This is a genomic window from Pseudoalteromonas sp. CH_XMU1449-3 (assembly GCF_037027245.1).
GTDB lineage: Bacteria > Pseudomonadota > Gammaproteobacteria > Enterobacterales > Alteromonadaceae > Pseudoalteromonas > Pseudoalteromonas shioyasakiensis.
The window spans coordinates 115,782-131,872 of the sequence record NZ_JAYMDY010000008.1; the positions used below are offsets into that span (position 1 = coordinate 115,782).

Consider the following 16,091-nt stretch of genomic DNA (forward strand, 5'->3'; position numbering starts at 1 on the left):
GAATAGCGGCTTTTCTGTTTTAACTGCTTTGATATGAATAAAACACACGTAATTGAACATTTACGCTTTGCGCTAGAGGCACAACTGCAAAACGCCAAAGCAGCGGCAAAAGCGGCTCATGACGCTGCAACTCACGAAGAAAGTGTCGCTGAAACTCAATACGATACCTTGGGTTTAGAGGCTGCATACTTAGCGCAAGGGCAAGCTGAGCGAGTTAATGAGTGCTACCGTGACATACAAGCATTCAATACAGTGTTTAAAGAAAGCGAGTTTAATAAGGTTCGTGAAGGGGCATTAGTGTGTCTTATCGATGAGCAAGATAACGCAAAGTGGTTTTTTATGGGCCCAAGTGCTGGTGGCCTAGTGGTCACCGTAAAAGAGCAACCGATTTATGTTGTAACCCGAGAAGCGCCGTTAGGTAAGCAATTGATTGGAAGGAGCCTTGATGATGAAGTTGAACTCTCTATTGCTGGCAATAAACAGTTGTACGCCATAGAACAGTTAATTTAATTAATGGTATTTTTAATCAGTAAATTTAATCTTCAAGTAAAAAATATCTCGTTGGTCACAAAGCAAAAAAACCTCTATAAATCACATCAAGCTTAATGCTTATACCAATACGCTAAATTACACAATTATTGTGTATTGGTATTTCAAGCACCCATCTAGTTAAGTGAAGTTTAGCCTCATGCGTTCACTTAATTGGCTGGGTGTTTTTCATTTTATCTATGGCTTAATTTAGGAAAAGTCGTGTTTAAAACCTTGATTGTGGTTGATAACAATGAGCAACGTATTGCTCAAAATTTCGAAAATGTCATTACCTTTGACACCTACTTACGTGATTACCCAAAACATAATGAGCCAAAAACACGCATTTTAAACTTGTGTGATACAGGGCAGTATTTAAGTAAAGGTTATTATTGTTCTTTGCTTGCTGAAGCAAGAAAGCACCAGGTATTACCAAGTGTAAAAACAATTAATGCGCTACGTAGCGATGAGCACAGCACGCGTCATAAAGCGCTTGCTGGTGGCACTGTATTTTTTGGTCACACAGATAAAGAGCAGCAAAGTAAAGCAACCAAAGCGTTATTCTCGCAATATCCTGCGCCTATTTTGGTGTGTGATGAGCAAGGTGTTGTAAAACAAGGCACAATTGCATCATTAGATGACACTGGCTTTACAGAGTTTGTAAAACAACTCAGCAGCTTTACAGAGTCAGTGTGGCGTATTCACGATAAAAAACGTCGTTATCGTTGGGATATGGCTATATTGGTTGATCACCAAGAAAAAGTGCCGCCAAGTGATAAAGATGCCATTGCTAAATTTATAAAAGCAGCCGCTAAGCACGGTATTTATGCTCAAGCACTGACATTTGATGAAATTACCAATATTGCACAATTTGATGCGTTATTTATTCGTCAAACCACAGCCATCGACCATCCAACCTATCGTTTAGCGAGTAAAGCACAAAGCTTAGGGTTAGTGGTCATAGATGATGCAGAATCGATACTGCGCTGTTGTAATAAAGTGTATTTGCACGATGCCTTTAATTATCAAAAAGTGCCGAGTTTAAAAACTCACGTTGTGGCTGATACACGTGAAGAGACAATTGAAAGTTTAGAAGCAAACTTCAGCTATCCGCTGGTATTAAAAATGCCAGAAGGCTCTTTCTCAAAAGGCGTATTTAAAGTCGCTAATCGTGATGAGTTAGTTGCTAAGTTAAAAGAACTGTTTGAGTTCAGTGCACTGGTGCTTGCACAAGAGTACATGTACACCGAATACGACTGGCGTGTCGGTGTGTTAAATGGCCGTGCAATTTATGCGTGTCGTTATTTAATGGCGCGTAATCACTGGCAAATTTACAACCATGATGCAAAACGTTTCTTCTCTGGTGGTTTTGAGACCTTGCCAACCTTTGAGCTACCTAAAGTGGTACTTGATGCAGCATTAAAAGCCTGTAAAACAGTGGGTAAAGGTTTGTATGGTGTTGATGTTAAAGAGCATCAAGGTAAAGCATACGTGTTAGAAGTGAATGACAACCCGAGTATCGACCATAAAGTCGAAGATGCTTATTTAGGTGATGAGCTTTATATGATCATTATGGATGAGTTTAAACAACGCCTAGAAGCACGAGGCCGCGGTTAATGAACGCATCTGTTTGCCAAATCCGTTTTGCTCAGGCAACGGATTTGGCGGCCCTTGTAGCGATTGAAGAACAAAGCTTTAGTCAAGATAGGTTAAGTAGCCGTAGCTTAAAACGCTGGATCAGCGCAACTCACGGCTTATTGATGGTGGCTGAGGTAGATAATCAACTAGTTGGTTATGGTTTAGTGTGGTGCCATAAAGGGACGCGGCTTGCTCGGTTATATTCACTGGCGGTTTTGCAATCTCAGCAAGGCAAAGGTATTGCTTCAAAGTTACTACTTGCGCTTGAAAATGAAACGGCTAAACGGGGCCGTTTATACATGCGTTTAGAAGTTGCGGTAAACAACCAATCAGCAATTCGCTTATATGAAAAACTGGGTTATCAGGTGTTTGGTCATTACAGTGATTATTATGATGACCATAGTGATGCCCATCGAATGCAAAAAAACATTCGTCGTAATATCGAATTTAATGCCGATAAACACACACCTTGGTACCAGCAAACTACCGAATTTACCTGTGGCCCAGCGGCGTTATTAATGGCAATGTCATCATTGAATGATACCGCAATGAGCCAACTCAAAGAGCTGGATATCTGGCGTGAAGCCACGACTATCTTCATGACTTCAGGGCATGGTGGTTGCCACCCTTTAGGGTTAGCGCTTGCTGCAATGAAGCGTGGCTTTAAAGCCGATGTAGTTTTAAATACCCGTGATACCTTGTTTATTGACGGGGTAAGAAGTGAAAAGAAAAAAGCCATTTTGCATACAGTACACAATCAGTTTGTAGCCGAAGCGATAGCTGCAAAATTGCCAGTACGCTATCAAGAATTAACCTTGGCTACCATTGAAGATTGGCTTGTTGAGGGTAAAGCGGTGGTGTTATTGATCAGCACTTATCGGTTTGATGGTAAAAAGTCACCGCACTGGGTGTGTGTAACGCATATTGATGAGCATTGCTTGTACGTGCATGACCCGTTTTGTGAAAACGAAAAGCAATTGGCGATTGATTGTCAGCATGTGCCAATAGCTAAAGCCGATTTTACTAAAATGGCTAGTTTTGGTTCATCACGTCTCAGTACTGCGATGGCCTTTTATTTATAATTTTGATTGTTAGTTTGATTTGGAAGTGCAGTGACACTGAGTAGTTTATTTGATATTGCCCCTTATTCTTGGTCAGCAATAGGTAGCGCCGCTTTTTGCGGCGCAATTATTGGTATGGAGCGTCAATTACGCGGTAAACCTGTGGGTATTCGTACTTCAGCGCTCATTGTGTTGGGTACTTATTTGTTTCTATCAACAGCGTTTATGTTGCATGGGGAAGATATTGATCATTCACGTGTAGTTGGCCAGATCATTACTGGTATCGGCTTTTTGGGTGCAGGGGTAATGCTTGCAAAAGATGGCGCGGTTGTTGGCGTAACATCCGCTGCGACAATTTGGGTGTTAGCTTCAATTGGTGTTGTCATTGCTACTGATAATTTACTCGCTGCGATAAAGCTATCAGTACTGGTGGTGGGTATTTTATATGGCGTAGATGTACTTGAAGCTAAGTTTAAGAGCTTAGGGCGCGGTGTACATGCCCGTGTAAAACGCTATTCAAAGTTGTATTATCGAAAAGAAAAGTGAAATTAGAAGGTAATAGAGGTTAGAAGTTAGAAGTTAGAAGTTAGAAGTTAGAAGTTAGAAGTTAGAAGTTAGAAGTTAGAAGTTAGGAGTTAGGAGTGAGTTTCTAACCATAGGCCTTTAAATGCTTTAGGTAATAATATACTTTGGGCTCATAAGGCACAAAGAAAGGGACTTATATATGAAATTACACTTGCTTATTCTGATTCCATTCTGTTTTGCTATAAGTTCTACGGTTAATGCGATTGTACCAAACACTGAATATTACCAATCAGCGCTAGTGCACATTACTCAGTTAAATGAACAACTTTCGAAAGTTGAAATTGCATTGAAAACAGAACATAACAAAGACGTTTATCAACAATAGCAAAAAAACTTACAAGATGAAATTGTATTAATCCAAAAGCGAGTTGCTTTATACAAACAAATAGAGCAACAAAATTTGATCATGTATTCAAGCACTCATACAACAAAGTAGCGAATGGAAAAAAGTTGCATAATTAAGCCCGCTAGTTTAGAAGATTTGTTACTTGTCGATAGTCAAATTCCTGAGTTTGATGGCCGAAATACCCTCAGTAAATTACAAGCAAAGTGTGCAGATGTTGAGTATTTAATTTTAGTAGCCTTTATCGATAATGAGCCTGTGGCCTACAAACTGGGTTATGCATTAGATTCAAATACTTTCTATAGCAGGCTTGGCGCAGTAGCGCCAAAGTGCAGAGGAAATGGGATCGCACAGGCATTATTAAACGCACAAGAAACATGGGTTCAAGAGCACAATTACCGAGCTATTAAAGTTAAGTCGATGAACCGTTTTCCTGCAATGCTGAGTATGCTGATTAAAAATAGTTATGCAATAGTGGGTTATGAAGACAGAGGCTGCCCACAAGCTAGCAAAATTTTATTCTCCAAAGTCTTTGATTAGCCTAATAAATTCTAGACTACTCATACTCGGTGTGATGCCATTTTTAAACGTTTGACCATGAATATTGGCCATCTCGCCTGTTGTTAAAACAAGAATACTTCCGTCACTGAGCTCAAACGGAGTATTGACGGTAGCTAAGCCACACGTTTTCTCGCCAACGAGTGTTACATTTTCAAGCGATGATAGGCCAATTGCCAATGCTTCTGCAGAACTTGCGACACTAGAGTCAATCAAAACATAAATCCCAATAGGCTGATGTTTTAAATGATAGGTATCTGGTTGGAAATTGATTTTTTGTAGCGAGCTTTCATGGGCTATTCCATCTTTAAAACCAAATCTAGTAATGCTTCCAGATGACAAATGGAATTCACCTAATGTCTGTGTAGCGTCGAAAAAAGGGGAAAGTGCTTGTAACATCGGCCACATATTGCCACCGCTATTTTTTCTTAAATCAATAATCCAGTATCGAGAGTTTTTGTTGTCTTGAGATCTTATTTTATTGATTGAATTACGAACATATTGAGATTTTTCTTTTGTGGTTGTTATACCAATACTGGAAACCTTTAGATAAGCAAGTTTACCTTTATGAAAATGCTGCTTAATTTTGCTGTTACTAACACAGCGTTTTTTGGCGCTGAAAAAAGTTATATTTGAATCTTTATCCTTGAGATAAGTATGAGGTTCATTGAGTGATTTAATAAGCGCTTCAACGTTTGGAGTTTTATAGCCCAGATAGTCTGATTTGTATGAATAATCACTGGTACGGACAAAGTGCTTGTTGATTAATTGCTTAACTTCATCATAGTTTGGCTCTGCTCTAACAAAAGAAGAAATTTGAGTAAATAACATCAATGTAAAAAAGTATGATTTCTTCATTAAAACTTACTTAGGCAAACTAATTAAAAAGTGGGCGCCTAGATCACTTTCTTGTACGCAAATATCGCCTTGCAGTTGTTGGCTAACTATTTTCTTCGCTATGCTGAGGCCAAGCCCTATACCTGATTGGTTGTTTTTACCTTTATAAAATGGGGTGAAAATTGAGCTTAATTCAGTGCTACTGATACCGGTGCCGTTATCGGTGTAGTGAATTTTTAACACCTCATCAAAATCAAAAATATCAATCTCTATTAGAGGGTCTGCAATATTGTTGAATGCATGCTCAATTGAGTTTTGCAATAAAATGAACAGCACTTGCTTGAGTAAGTCTATATCAACTTCAAATTGGTTATGAGGGTTTTGATAATTAATATCTAATTTGATACCGCGATGTTTTATTTGCTCTTCTAAGTGCTTATACAATGACTCAGAGAGTTGCTCTAACGTCATGATTGTTTTGCTTGATTGCGACTTGGTATAAAGCAAATCTTGTAAAATACGTATCTTATAAGCACATGAAGTTAAGTTTCTGTCTAGTAGTTCATTGGTATTTATCAATGTCTCTAAAGTATTTTGCAGTGCCTGTTGGCTAAGTCGTTTTTTTATAAGTCTGGTTTGTGTTTCTTTGACAGCAAGTTGTGTAACATCTACTGCGGTAATACAGTTACCGAGTGGTGTGTTGAGCTCGTGGGCTATCCCTCTAATTAAAGTGGCAAGTTCAGCAAACTGTTGCTGCTCAAACGCTTGTTTTTGCTGATGCAATAATTTCAGTTGGGTTTCGAAGCTTTGCTTAATGGTTTCGAGTAGCTTTATCACAGGCTCATTATATTCATGGGGTTTGCTATCAAGGATACAGATTGTGCCAAATGGGGTGGTGTCTCCTGCACATATAGGTAAACCTAAATAAGAAATCATATTAAGCTTGATATCTGGGTTTTCTTTCCAGTTCTCATCAATAAGTGCGTTTGGTATGTTCAGTAAGTTCTGCGTTTTTACGACATGCTCACAATAAAGGCCTGAATCTTCTAACTCTTCACTGTCACCAATTTCATAAGGATTATCTTGGTTATTGTTTTTTGAAAACACACTAATAATATTGTTTTCTACTTTCATTACTAAGGCGACGGGCACATCAGCAAAAAGGGCTAAAACTTCGAGGGTTTTATTCCAACTTTGCACTAATTCATCATAATCAAGCTGATACATTTTTAGACTCAAACAAATACCTATACAACTAACTAAAAGCTTAGTAATAATTTTTAATTCAGCAACTTAAATATGATTAATCTGACCTTTGCTTGGAACATTTCCGGCATTTTAGCTTTAGCCAAATAGTTTTCGTCTAACGACTGTGCGATATTCACTGGGTGTTTGTGAAAGCACTTTCTTGAATACCCGTGTTAAGTGACCTTGGTCGTTATAACCAACTTCAAGTGCAACTTCTTGAATAGACAAATTTGAAGACGCTAATAACTCTTTTGCAGTTTGTACCCGCAACTGTTGCCAATACTCCACAGGAGTTTGGCTGGTGGCTTGGCGAAAACGGCGTGTAAAGGTGCGGTAGCTTAAACTAAATTGTGCTGCAATTTCTTGCAGAGTCAGTTCAGATGTTAAATTGTTTTTTAACCAAAATTGAATTTGTGCAATGAGTTCGTCTGGGTGTTTATCAACGGCACCCTCAAGGTAGCGCTGATCTTCATAGGGCTTACGAATTTCATGGGAGAAATTACGCTCAACATGTTGCGCCGCTTCTCGGCCGTAATATTGACTAATAATATGCACAATAACATCGGCAAGGGCATTTAGACTCGCAACTGTATACATGCGCTCAGATTGTGTGATGAAAAAGTCAGGCTTAAGCTGCACTTTAGGGTAGTCACGTTTAAATTGTTCTGCGTAATGCCAGTGGGTGGTAGCTGGGTGGCCATCCAATAAGCCTGCTTCTGCAACTAAACAATTACCTGTACCTACTCCAATGATATGACTGCCTTGTTGCCAAGAATCACTAAGCCAGTTCACCAAACTTTGCTGTTTGCTCACCACTGGGCGTGGGTTTCGCCAAATCCCAGGCACAATAATCAAGTCACTAGCAGGCGCGGTGACGGTTTCGCAATCGGGCATAATTGAAAGCCCAGTACGATTAGGGATCGCTTTTAAACTACTTGCCACTAAATTGATGTTTAGAGGTTTAAATTCGTTCTGCTGACGATGGCTTTTTGCAAAGGCCTCACCAGCTCTGAGCATTTCGATAGGCAGGGTTAAACTGGTTATTAGTAAATGGGGATAAACCAAAATACTAATTTCAATGGCTTTTACTTGTTGAAGTTTCGTCACTCAAATTGCTCCGACCAGTTGTTTTTGGCCTATTATGCATGTTATTTGGCTATTTAAGCATAAAGCGTGTTAATTAATCCATTTAAACTTGGTTTAATTCTCATAACACGTTTTCTCAAGGTTTTTTATGACAGCATTACCCGTTATTGTTGGTATGGGTGGTATTAATGCCGCTGGCCGCACTTCTTTTCATCAAGGTTATCGTCGTATCGTGTTAGACAGCTTGGACGCTAAAGCCCGTCAGGAGACATTTTTAGGCTTAGCGACATTAATGAACTTAGTCACTCTTACTGAAGGTGTACTTAAAGATGCCCAAGGCAATACCATTGCCGAATCAGACATCGAAGCTAAGTTCGGTGATCAAATATTAGCTGGCACACTTATTCGTAAAATTGAAAAAAACCACTTCGATGTGGATGCGACTCCATGGCAGCAAAAAATGACGTTAACAGCGTCAGATGAACAGCAGATTGTTTTTGAAACGCGCCGCCGTGATTTACCAACTCCAGTACCAAGTGCTTGGCAAGTTGAAGAATTAACTGATAAAAAAGTGAAAGTCACAATTAGTGCTGATCTTGCTATTAAACATGACAGTACGCGTGATAATCCAATTAAAGCGGCCGGTCAATTACCAACAGGTTTTGAACCTTCGGCTATGTATAACAGCCGTTATCAACCAAGAGGCTTGCAAGCGACTATCTTTGCCGCAACCGATGCGATTCGTTCGACAGGTCTGCCATGGCAGCAGGTAATGAATAGTGTTGAGCCTGATCAAATTGGCACTTACTCAGCTTCTGTGGCTGGTCAAGTTGATGATGAAGGATTTGGTGGACTTATTCGTGCGCGTCAGCAGGGCGACCGTGTGAGTACAAAACAGCTTGCACTTGGCTTAAACACTATGTCTACTGACTTTATCAATGCTTATGTAACAGGCAATGTGGGTACAACCTTTACTACATCAGGTGCATGTGCAACGTTTTTATATAACCTACGTGCTGCAGTAAACGATATTCAAGCGGGTCGTACGCGTGTAGCCATAGTGGCGTCTGTTGAGTGTGCAATTACTCCGGAAATCGTTGAAGGTTTTGGTAATATGAGCGCACTTGCTAATGAAGAGGGCCTAAAGCGCCTTGATAATACAGATGTGGTTGATCATCGCCGTACCAGCCGTCCATTTGGTGAAAACTGTGGCTTTACAATTGGTGAAGGCGCACAAGTTGCTATTTTAATGGATGATGCATTGGCATTAGAGTTAGGTGCTGATGTGTTAGGCAGCGTTGCAGATGTGTTCGTCAATGCCGATGGTATTAAAAAATCAATTACAGCCCCGGGCCCAGGTAACTACATTACGATGGCCAAATCTGTTGCACTAGCAAGCAGTATTGTTGGTCAAGAGGCGGTACAAAAACGTAGCTTTATTTTGGCTCATGGCTCAAGTACACCACAAAACCGCGTAACAGAATCACTGATCTATCATAAAGTGGCAGAAACATTTGCAATTGATAATTGGAAGGTTGCTGCGCCTAAAGCGTATGTTGGCCATACCATTGCTCCAGCTAGTGGTGACCAATTAGCTATGGCATTAGGTGTGTTTAGTCACAACATTATGCCGGGTATTACGACAATCGATAAAGTGGCAGATGATGTGTATAGCGAGCATTTAGACATTCGTACTGAACATTATCAATGTGATGCAATGGATATTGCCTTCATTAACTCAAAAGGCTTTGGTGGTAATAACGCAACGGCGACTGTGTTATCACCAGCAATTACATTAAAGATGCTTGCAAAGCGTCATGGTGATGAGGTTATGGCGCAATATCAAGACCGTCATACTCAGGTAGCCAAAGCGCAAGCTGACTATCAACAACACGCTGATTTAGGTCATTATGAGCTAATTTATCGTTTTGGTGATGGCTTAATTGATGAAAATGGTATTGAATTTAGTGAAGATTCAATGACAATCCCTGGTTTTGATAAAAAAGTTTTATTATCTAAACCAAACCCTTACCAGGATATGTTTTAAGATCAAGGCATGTTTAAGCACATTCTTGACAGCAAGGCGCTTTTAAAGCGCCTTTTTTAGTGCTATAAACGTTCCTATCTAAGGGATTTGGAGCCAATATCATGATTAAATTCACTAAACTCGCAGCACTTTGTTCACTTATCGCATTACCAACACACGCTTTAGCACGAGACGTCAATGACTTAGGTGTTGATGTTCAAGCTGCTACCTCTGCCTATATTGTTAAAAATTCAAACAAACGTTATCCAGGTAGTTATAACGGCTCTCGTCTAGAAGGCTGGGCATTAATGTCTTATGTGGTTGATACACAAGGTAAGGCAAAAGACATTGAAGTGATTATGGCATCTGATACTCGGGGTAGTGAAGAAAATGCAGAGAAATACTTAACCAATTTAGAGTTTGCACCTGCCACAAAAGAAGGCAAAACCGTAGAAGGGGGTTACCTGTTTTCATTTGAAGTAGGTAAGTATTTTAATGGTTACTCAAATGACAAAGCGAGCCGTGGTTTTATTAATGAATACGATGAAATAAATAAAATGCTGCAAGCAAAAGAGTTTAAAAAAGCTGAGCAAGCATTGGCTGAGTTATACAAAGATCATACTAAAAACACCTCTGAACAGGCATTATTTGCATGGTTGAAAAGCCAATATTATTATCATCAACAGCAATGGTTTGGCTTTGATGAGCAGTTGTCTGTAGCCTATTTACTGCGAGCTAAGTTACCAACAGATATACAATATCTAGTCGCTAAAAGTGCTTTACAATGGTACAGCTTCAAGGGCGATTTTAATCTTGCTTACAATGCTATTTATGCGTTAGATAATATCGAGGGTAAACAGTTTTCAGAAGAAAATAAACTTGCCACTATCAAGCAAATTGATGACCTATTGGCGCGAACACCGCAGATTAATTCACAAATCAATGTTTCAAAAGATAAGCTGTCATATTTATCTTTATCTCGCGGTTCTATCAAAATAGAAGGCGCGAGCGATGTTTCTAAATTACAGATCCGCTGTGCAGATCAAGTCATTGACCTTGAAGCAAGTGAATCGGTTAACTATGTCATTGATGAGCAAAGCAGACGTTGCGGTTTATTAGTTAAATCTGCAAGCCCTGCTGAGATTAAAGTTAAACAAACTGGCTATGCCATAGTTAACTCAAAATATGACGCTAGTTAATTGTTTACTTTAAGCGCTTAACATATCTTAGCGTTACGAAATTAATCAACGCCATTAAAAAGGCGATTTCGTAACGACTAAATGCCACAGCAATGCCAATAAGTCCCATGTTCCAAATACTGGCTGCTGTGGCTGTTCCATAGGTAGAGTTTTTGTTCTTCAAAATGGCACCACCGCCAATAAAACCAATACCCGTGATAATCCCTTCGAGTACTTTTGATTCTGCCTCTGAACTTGTTAAAACAGACATGCCGACTAATGCATAACCACATGATGCAACAGCGACTAATGGAAATGTTCGTAGACCTGCACCATTACTGGTTTTTTCTCGATCAAAAGCCATTGGAAGGGCAAGTAAATAGGCAATACCTAGATGAATTAAATTATCGAGAATTTCATACCAATCAATATTAAAGTCCATGCTTTGTTCCTTGCTATAAAGATTATGATAGCTTTGCAATATCAATACCCGATCAACAAATTAAATAAAATGAGGAAACTAGGGACATGTAGCCGGGTTTTAAAAAGTAGGGCTTGCTATAATTTGCGATTTTTACGCAGTGCTATGTCATTTTTTCAGCCTTTTGGCTGTTTGAATTTCAGCCATGCTAACAGTATGCTAAACACGCTGACAAAATAGGCTTCACATTGAAACATTCCATCTCCTCTCTTGAAAAAACCGCGCTTGCACTGTGTATGTTTGGTGCACTGATTGCTGTGATTTTGCCTGATGTTATCACTGAGCAAGTTCAGCCGTTTGTACAAATGCTGTTAAAATGGACTGGTAGTAGCTTTTTCTTATTGGTGAATTTTTTATTGTTTGCCATCATTATTTTAGCCATTAGCCCACTCGGTAGCCGTAAAGTAGGTGGCGAACATGCTGCTGTTGAGTATTCAAACTTTGGCTGGTTTGCCATGTTGTTTGCAGCAGGAATGGGCTCTGGCTTGGTTTTTTGGGGCGTAGCAGAGCCTGCATTACATTCTCTCGACCCACCTCTTAAACAAAGCTTATACCCAGATAGACTAGCCAGTAGCCTCGCTTTAACCCTAGTGAATTGGGGCGCTCATGCTTGGGCACTTTATGCAGTATTTGCGCTAGTGCTTGGGGGATTAACGCAATACAGTGGGAAGTCAGGAGATATTTGTGCCCCTGTTTTAACGGCGCTTGGTAATCGCATTGATAAGTCTGCAAAATTTACTGTGTCGTTTATTGTAAAGTTAATTGCGGTAATCGCTATTTTTTTTGGTGTCGTCGGCACCATAGCTAATTCCACTTTACTGATCAGTAAAGGCGTTGAAATAGAGTTGGGGGTTACTTCAACTTTATTAGTGGGTTCATTAATCGTTTGTTTGTTAACAGTTATTTATTCGCTGTCGGTTAAATTTGGATTACGACGCGGGGTACAGTCACTAAGTATATTTAACGTACTTCTAGCATTTAGTCTGCTTTTTTGGTTGCTACTAGTGGTGCCAATTGAGCCTATTATAAAGATTGCTTTAGATGGAACAGGCTACTATTTACAGTTGCTTGCAACTGGCACTTGGCAATTTGATAGCCAATTAAAAGCGCCTGACTGGGCCGCTCATTGGACATATAACTATTATTTTTGGTGGTTAGCGTGGGGGCCATTTGTTGGTGTGTTTCTAGCCAAAATTAGCCAGGGGCGTAAAGTTTGGCAATTTATTTTGGCGGTTGTGTGTATTCCAACTTTAGTGACTATTATTTGGTTTGCGACCTTTTCGGGGGCAGCAATTGAATGGGATAGACTTAACCAAGCGGGCATTTTAGTTGCTATAAAACAAGATTACAGCCAAGGCTTATTTGTATTTTTTAATCAACTAGACTGGCAAGGAACCGTGTTTATTTGGGCAAGCTTATTACTACTGTTGATATTTGTTGCCACATCCGCTGACTCTGCGATTTTAGTCATAAGAGAGCTGGTCGACTCTGAGCAAAGTAACCGTGTGACACTCTACGCATGGTGTTTAGCATTATTCATATGTAGCTTTGCATTATTGCTGCTACAAGATGAACCATTAAATCGTAGCGTTGCAATTTTAGGCGCTTTACCTTTCTTGTTAATATTCCTATTGCAATTAGTTGGGTTTCTAAAAGAGTTTATTCGCGATATTTGTGATTAATCTACAGTTTTTTACAGTTAAATTACGCGTTTGTTATTATGCTTAGAAAATAAGCTTAAGTGTATTGGAGGATCGATGCTTAAATCTTTGTACGTAATACTATCAGTTAGTTTACTCAGTGGCTGTACTGCAGTTGGCTTAGTTGCAGATGGAATTGGCGGGCGCACGAGTCAAGCACAGCCGGCAAGCGCCTATGCAGATAAAAAAGATAATAACCGAGTTAACTATGGCATGACCATGACGATGCTAGGTTATGAAATCGACAAAGCAATTATTGAAGGCCTAGAGAGCGGTAGTAAAGACAAAGACGTTGAGCTTAAATGTCGTCAAATTAGTCGCGCAGTAAAAGAATGTGTTGAGGTTAAAGCTGAGCCAAAAAAAAGACCTACATTAATGGATAGTTTTAACAATGAAGATTAGCTTTTCAAAACTTGTTATTTGCTTAATTAGCTACCAATTAGTGGGGTGTACAGTGGCGGGGTCAATAGTCGATGGCTATGCAAAAAACTCACAACCAACAAATCTTGCAACTACAAATGCAAATCAAACTAACAGTACTGTAACCGATGCTGAAGGCTTTTCATTCGCAAAGTTAGGCTTTGAAATTGATAGCGCTGTTATTGGTTTACTCAAACCAAAAGAACAACAACCGCAATTAGTTTGCAGGCAAATTACACGCAGTATTAAAGAGTGTGAGGAAGTTAAGCCCTCACACTAAAAATTAAGTATTAATCACAGATACTTTTGATGAAACATCAGGTGTTCGTCAATAAAGCTGCTGATAAAGAAGTAACTATGATCATAACCCGCGTGCATGTTGATCTCAGCTGGGTAATCTTTTTCGTTTACGACAGCAAATAAGTTCTCAGTTTTGAGTTGCTCAGTTAAGAAGTTATCGGCCTCACCTTGATCAATACGCATCGGTAAAAAATCATCAGCGACGGCATTTTTCATTAACTCACAGCTGTCGTATTCAAGCCAACTTGCTTTATCACTACCTAGGTAATTACTGAACGCTTTTTCACCCCAAGGGCAATTAATCGGGTTCACAATCGGGCTAAAAGCACTGGCGCTGACGTATTGTTTAGGGTTTTTAAGTGCAATCATCAATGCGCCGTGACCACCCATAGAATGACCAGCAATGGCTTTTTTGGTCGTCACAGGGAAGTGCGCTTCGATAAGTGCAGGTAACTCAGAAACCACATAGTCGTACATGTTGTAGTGCACATTGTAAGGCGCTTGAGTCGCATTGACATAAAAACCAGCACCTTGACCAAAATCGTAACTTTCATCGTCAGGCACATTTTCACCGCGCGGGCTAGTATCTGGAGCGACAATCGCAATACCTAGTTCAGCCGCTTTTTTAAATGCTCCGGCTTTTTGCATAAAGTTTTCATCTGTACAGGTTAAACCTGACAACCAATACATCACTGGCACTTTATTCGTTTCGCTGGCACCTGGCGGTAAAAAAATCGCAAAGCGCATAGCACAATGTGTGCTGCTAGCTTGGTGGGTATATTGTTTATGCCAGCCACCGCTGACTTTTGTTGAGCTTATGTTTTCTAGCATAACCAAATCCTTGAAACAAAGGCGCTAGGAGTCAACCTAGCGCCAAATTAAAAGATTAATAATGAATAACTGAGCGGATGCTCTTACCTTCGTGCATTAAGTCGAAAGCTTCATTGATATCTTCAAGTTTCATGGTGTGTGTGATGAAATCGTTTAAGGCAAACTCACCATTCATATAGCGCTCAACAATCTCTGGTAACTCAGAGCGACCTTTAACGCCACCAAATGCACTACCGCGCCATACACGACCTGTTACTAGTTGGAAAGGTCGAGTAGAGATCTCTTGGCCTGCACCTGCAACACCAATGATTACTGATTCACCCCAACCTTTGTGACAACACTCAAGAGCAGAGCGCATTACATTAACGTTACCGATACATTCAAATGAGAAATCAACACCGCCGTCAGTCATTTCAACGATAACTTCTTGGATTGGTTTGTCAAAGTCATTTGGATTGATTAAATCAGTTGCACCTAGTTTAGTAGCAAGATCAAACTTACTGGTGTTGATATCAACACCAATGATACGGCCAGCGCCCGCCATTTTCGCACCGATAATCGCCGATAAACCGATACCACCTAAGCCAAAAATAGCCACTGTATCGCCTTTTTGAACTTTTGCTGTTTTAGTAACAGCACCCATGCCGGTTGTTACACCACAACCAAGTAAACAAATTTCTTCAAGAGGCGCTTCTTTGCTTACTTTAGCAAGTGAAATCTCTGGTAATACAGTGTACTCAGAGAAGGTAGAGCAACCCATGTAGTGATAAATTGGTTGACCATCTTTATAGAAACGCGTTGTGCCGTCAGGCATTAAACCTTTACCTTGCGTTTCACGTACCGCAGAGCATAAATTTGTTTTGCCCGATTTACACATTTTACACTCGCCACATTCAGCAGTGTAAAGAGGAATAACATGATCGCCTACTTCAACATGTGTTACACCTTCACCTACGGCTTCAACAATACCGCCACCTTCATGGCCAAGGATTGCTGGGAAAATACCTTCAGGGTCTTCACCAGATAAAGTAAATGCATCGGTATGACAAACACCTGTAGCAACAATCTTTACAAGCACTTCGCCTTTTTTAGGCATCATTACATCCACTTCTTCAATTGATAGTGGTTGATTTGGACCCCAAGCGATAGCCGCTTTTGATTTGATAAAATCAGTCATAACGTTCCCTTATAGTTGTTGGAAGTAAGTATTAAACTTAGTCTATTTTATTTGTTTCTCAATGAATGATAATCTTCGTTTTATTAAAACACTT

17 protein-coding genes are annotated in these 16,091 nt (G+C 39.8%); 11 read left to right on the plus strand and 6 right to left on the minus strand.

Features of this window, described 5'->3' with window-relative positions:
* Positions 1-33 precede the first annotated feature (33 nt).
* From WA256_RS11765 to WA256_RS11790, 6 genes are all read left to right on the plus strand, one after another.
* Positions 34-510 (plus strand): transcription elongation factor GreAB, encoded by a 477-nt coding sequence (locus WA256_RS11765; RefSeq protein WP_335991671.1) that lies wholly within the window; start codon positions 34-36, stop codon positions 508-510.
* Between the two features lie 240 nt (positions 511-750).
* Positions 751-2,145 (plus strand): RimK family protein, encoded by a 1,395-nt coding sequence (locus WA256_RS11770; RefSeq protein WP_335991674.1) that lies wholly within the window; start codon positions 751-753, stop codon positions 2,143-2,145.
* Positions 2,145-3,248, plus strand: a complete 1,104-nt coding sequence (locus tag WA256_RS11775; protein ID WP_269408036.1) for a GNAT family N-acetyltransferase/peptidase C39 family protein — start codon at positions 2,145-2,147, stop codon at positions 3,246-3,248. The genes WA256_RS11770 and WA256_RS11775 overlap by 1 nt, the downstream gene beginning before the upstream one ends.
* 30 nt (positions 3,249-3,278) lie before the next feature.
* Positions 3,279-3,773: an MgtC/SapB family protein gene (locus tag WA256_RS11780; protein WP_054551426.1), complete on the plus strand. Its 495-nt coding sequence runs from the start codon at positions 3,279-3,281 to the stop codon at positions 3,771-3,773.
* Between the two features lie 178 nt (positions 3,774-3,951).
* Entirely contained in the window at positions 3,952-4,137 is a 186-nt protein-coding gene (locus WA256_RS11785; RefSeq protein WP_335991680.1) for a hypothetical protein, read from the plus strand.
* A 114-nt stretch (positions 4,138-4,251) separates the two neighbouring features.
* Complete coding sequence (locus WA256_RS11790; RefSeq protein ID WP_335991682.1) at positions 4,252-4,695, plus strand: GNAT family N-acetyltransferase; 444 nt, start codon at positions 4,252-4,254, stop codon at positions 4,693-4,695.
* Here the strand turns inward: WA256_RS11790 and WA256_RS11795 are convergent.
* From WA256_RS11795 to WA256_RS11805, 3 genes are all read right to left on the minus strand, one after another.
* Positions 4,672-5,571 carry a S41 family peptidase gene (locus tag WA256_RS11795; protein ID WP_269408033.1) on the minus strand — a complete coding sequence of 300 codons (900 nt, stop codon included), beginning with the start codon at positions 5,569-5,571 and terminating at the stop codon, positions 4,672-4,674. The genes WA256_RS11790 and WA256_RS11795 overlap by 24 nt on opposite strands.
* A gap of 6 nt (positions 5,572-5,577) precedes the next feature.
* The gene (locus tag WA256_RS11800) at positions 5,578-6,789 is read right to left on the minus strand and encodes a GAF domain-containing sensor histidine kinase (RefSeq protein WP_335991685.1); all 1,212 of its coding nucleotides are present in this window, start codon (positions 6,787-6,789) and stop codon (positions 5,578-5,580) included.
* A 105-nt stretch (positions 6,790-6,894) separates the two neighbouring features.
* Positions 6,895-7,905, minus strand: coding sequence for a GlxA family transcriptional regulator (locus tag WA256_RS11805; protein WP_063530050.1), 1,011 nt, complete (start codon positions 7,903-7,905; stop codon positions 6,895-6,897).
* Between the two features lie 127 nt (positions 7,906-8,032).
* On the opposite strand from WA256_RS11805, the gene WA256_RS11810 reads away from it, so the two are divergent.
* Positions 8,033-9,931 (plus strand): beta-ketoacyl synthase, encoded by a 1,899-nt coding sequence (locus tag WA256_RS11810; protein WP_335991689.1) that lies wholly within the window; start codon positions 8,033-8,035, stop codon positions 9,929-9,931.
* Positions 9,932-10,032: 101 nt separating this feature from the next.
* Positions 10,033-11,109 (plus strand): energy transducer TonB, encoded by a 1,077-nt coding sequence (locus WA256_RS11815; RefSeq protein WP_175079572.1) that lies wholly within the window; start codon positions 10,033-10,035, stop codon positions 11,107-11,109.
* Positions 11,110-11,113: 4 nt separating this feature from the next.
* On the opposite strand, the gene WA256_RS11820 is transcribed toward WA256_RS11815, so the two are convergent.
* The gene (locus WA256_RS11820) at positions 11,114-11,530 is read right to left on the minus strand and encodes an MgtC/SapB family protein (protein WP_054561617.1); all 417 of its coding nucleotides are present in this window, start codon (positions 11,528-11,530) and stop codon (positions 11,114-11,116) included.
* 227 nt (positions 11,531-11,757) lie between these two features.
* On the opposite strand from WA256_RS11820, the gene WA256_RS11825 reads away from it, so the two are divergent.
* The 3 genes from WA256_RS11825 (at position 11,758) to WA256_RS11835 (ending at position 13,969) form a co-directional block, all read left to right on the plus strand.
* Positions 11,758-13,251 carry a BCCT family transporter gene (locus WA256_RS11825; protein WP_335991695.1) on the plus strand — a complete coding sequence of 498 codons (1,494 nt, stop codon included), beginning with the start codon at positions 11,758-11,760 and terminating at the stop codon, positions 13,249-13,251.
* Positions 13,252-13,326: 75 nt separating this feature from the next.
* Positions 13,327-13,671, plus strand: coding sequence for a hypothetical protein (locus tag WA256_RS11830; protein ID WP_063527461.1), 345 nt, complete (start codon positions 13,327-13,329; stop codon positions 13,669-13,671).
* The gene (locus WA256_RS11835) at positions 13,661-13,969 is read left to right on the plus strand and encodes a hypothetical protein (protein WP_063527462.1); all 309 of its coding nucleotides are present in this window, start codon (positions 13,661-13,663) and stop codon (positions 13,967-13,969) included. Before WA256_RS11830 ends, WA256_RS11835 begins: the two co-directional genes overlap by 11 nt.
* 14 nt (positions 13,970-13,983) lie before the next feature.
* On the opposite strand, the gene fghA is transcribed toward WA256_RS11835, so the two are convergent.
* Together fghA and WA256_RS11845 are read right to left on the minus strand one after the other, a co-directional pair.
* Positions 13,984-14,820, minus strand: a complete 837-nt coding sequence (fghA, locus tag WA256_RS11840; protein ID WP_063529342.1) for an S-formylglutathione hydrolase — start codon at positions 14,818-14,820, stop codon at positions 13,984-13,986.
* A gap of 55 nt (positions 14,821-14,875) precedes the next feature.
* Positions 14,876-15,997 carry an S-(hydroxymethyl)glutathione dehydrogenase/class III alcohol dehydrogenase gene (locus tag WA256_RS11845; RefSeq protein ID WP_054561612.1) on the minus strand — a complete coding sequence of 374 codons (1,122 nt, stop codon included), beginning with the start codon at positions 15,995-15,997 and terminating at the stop codon, positions 14,876-14,878.
* Positions 15,998-16,091: the final 94 nt, after the last annotated feature.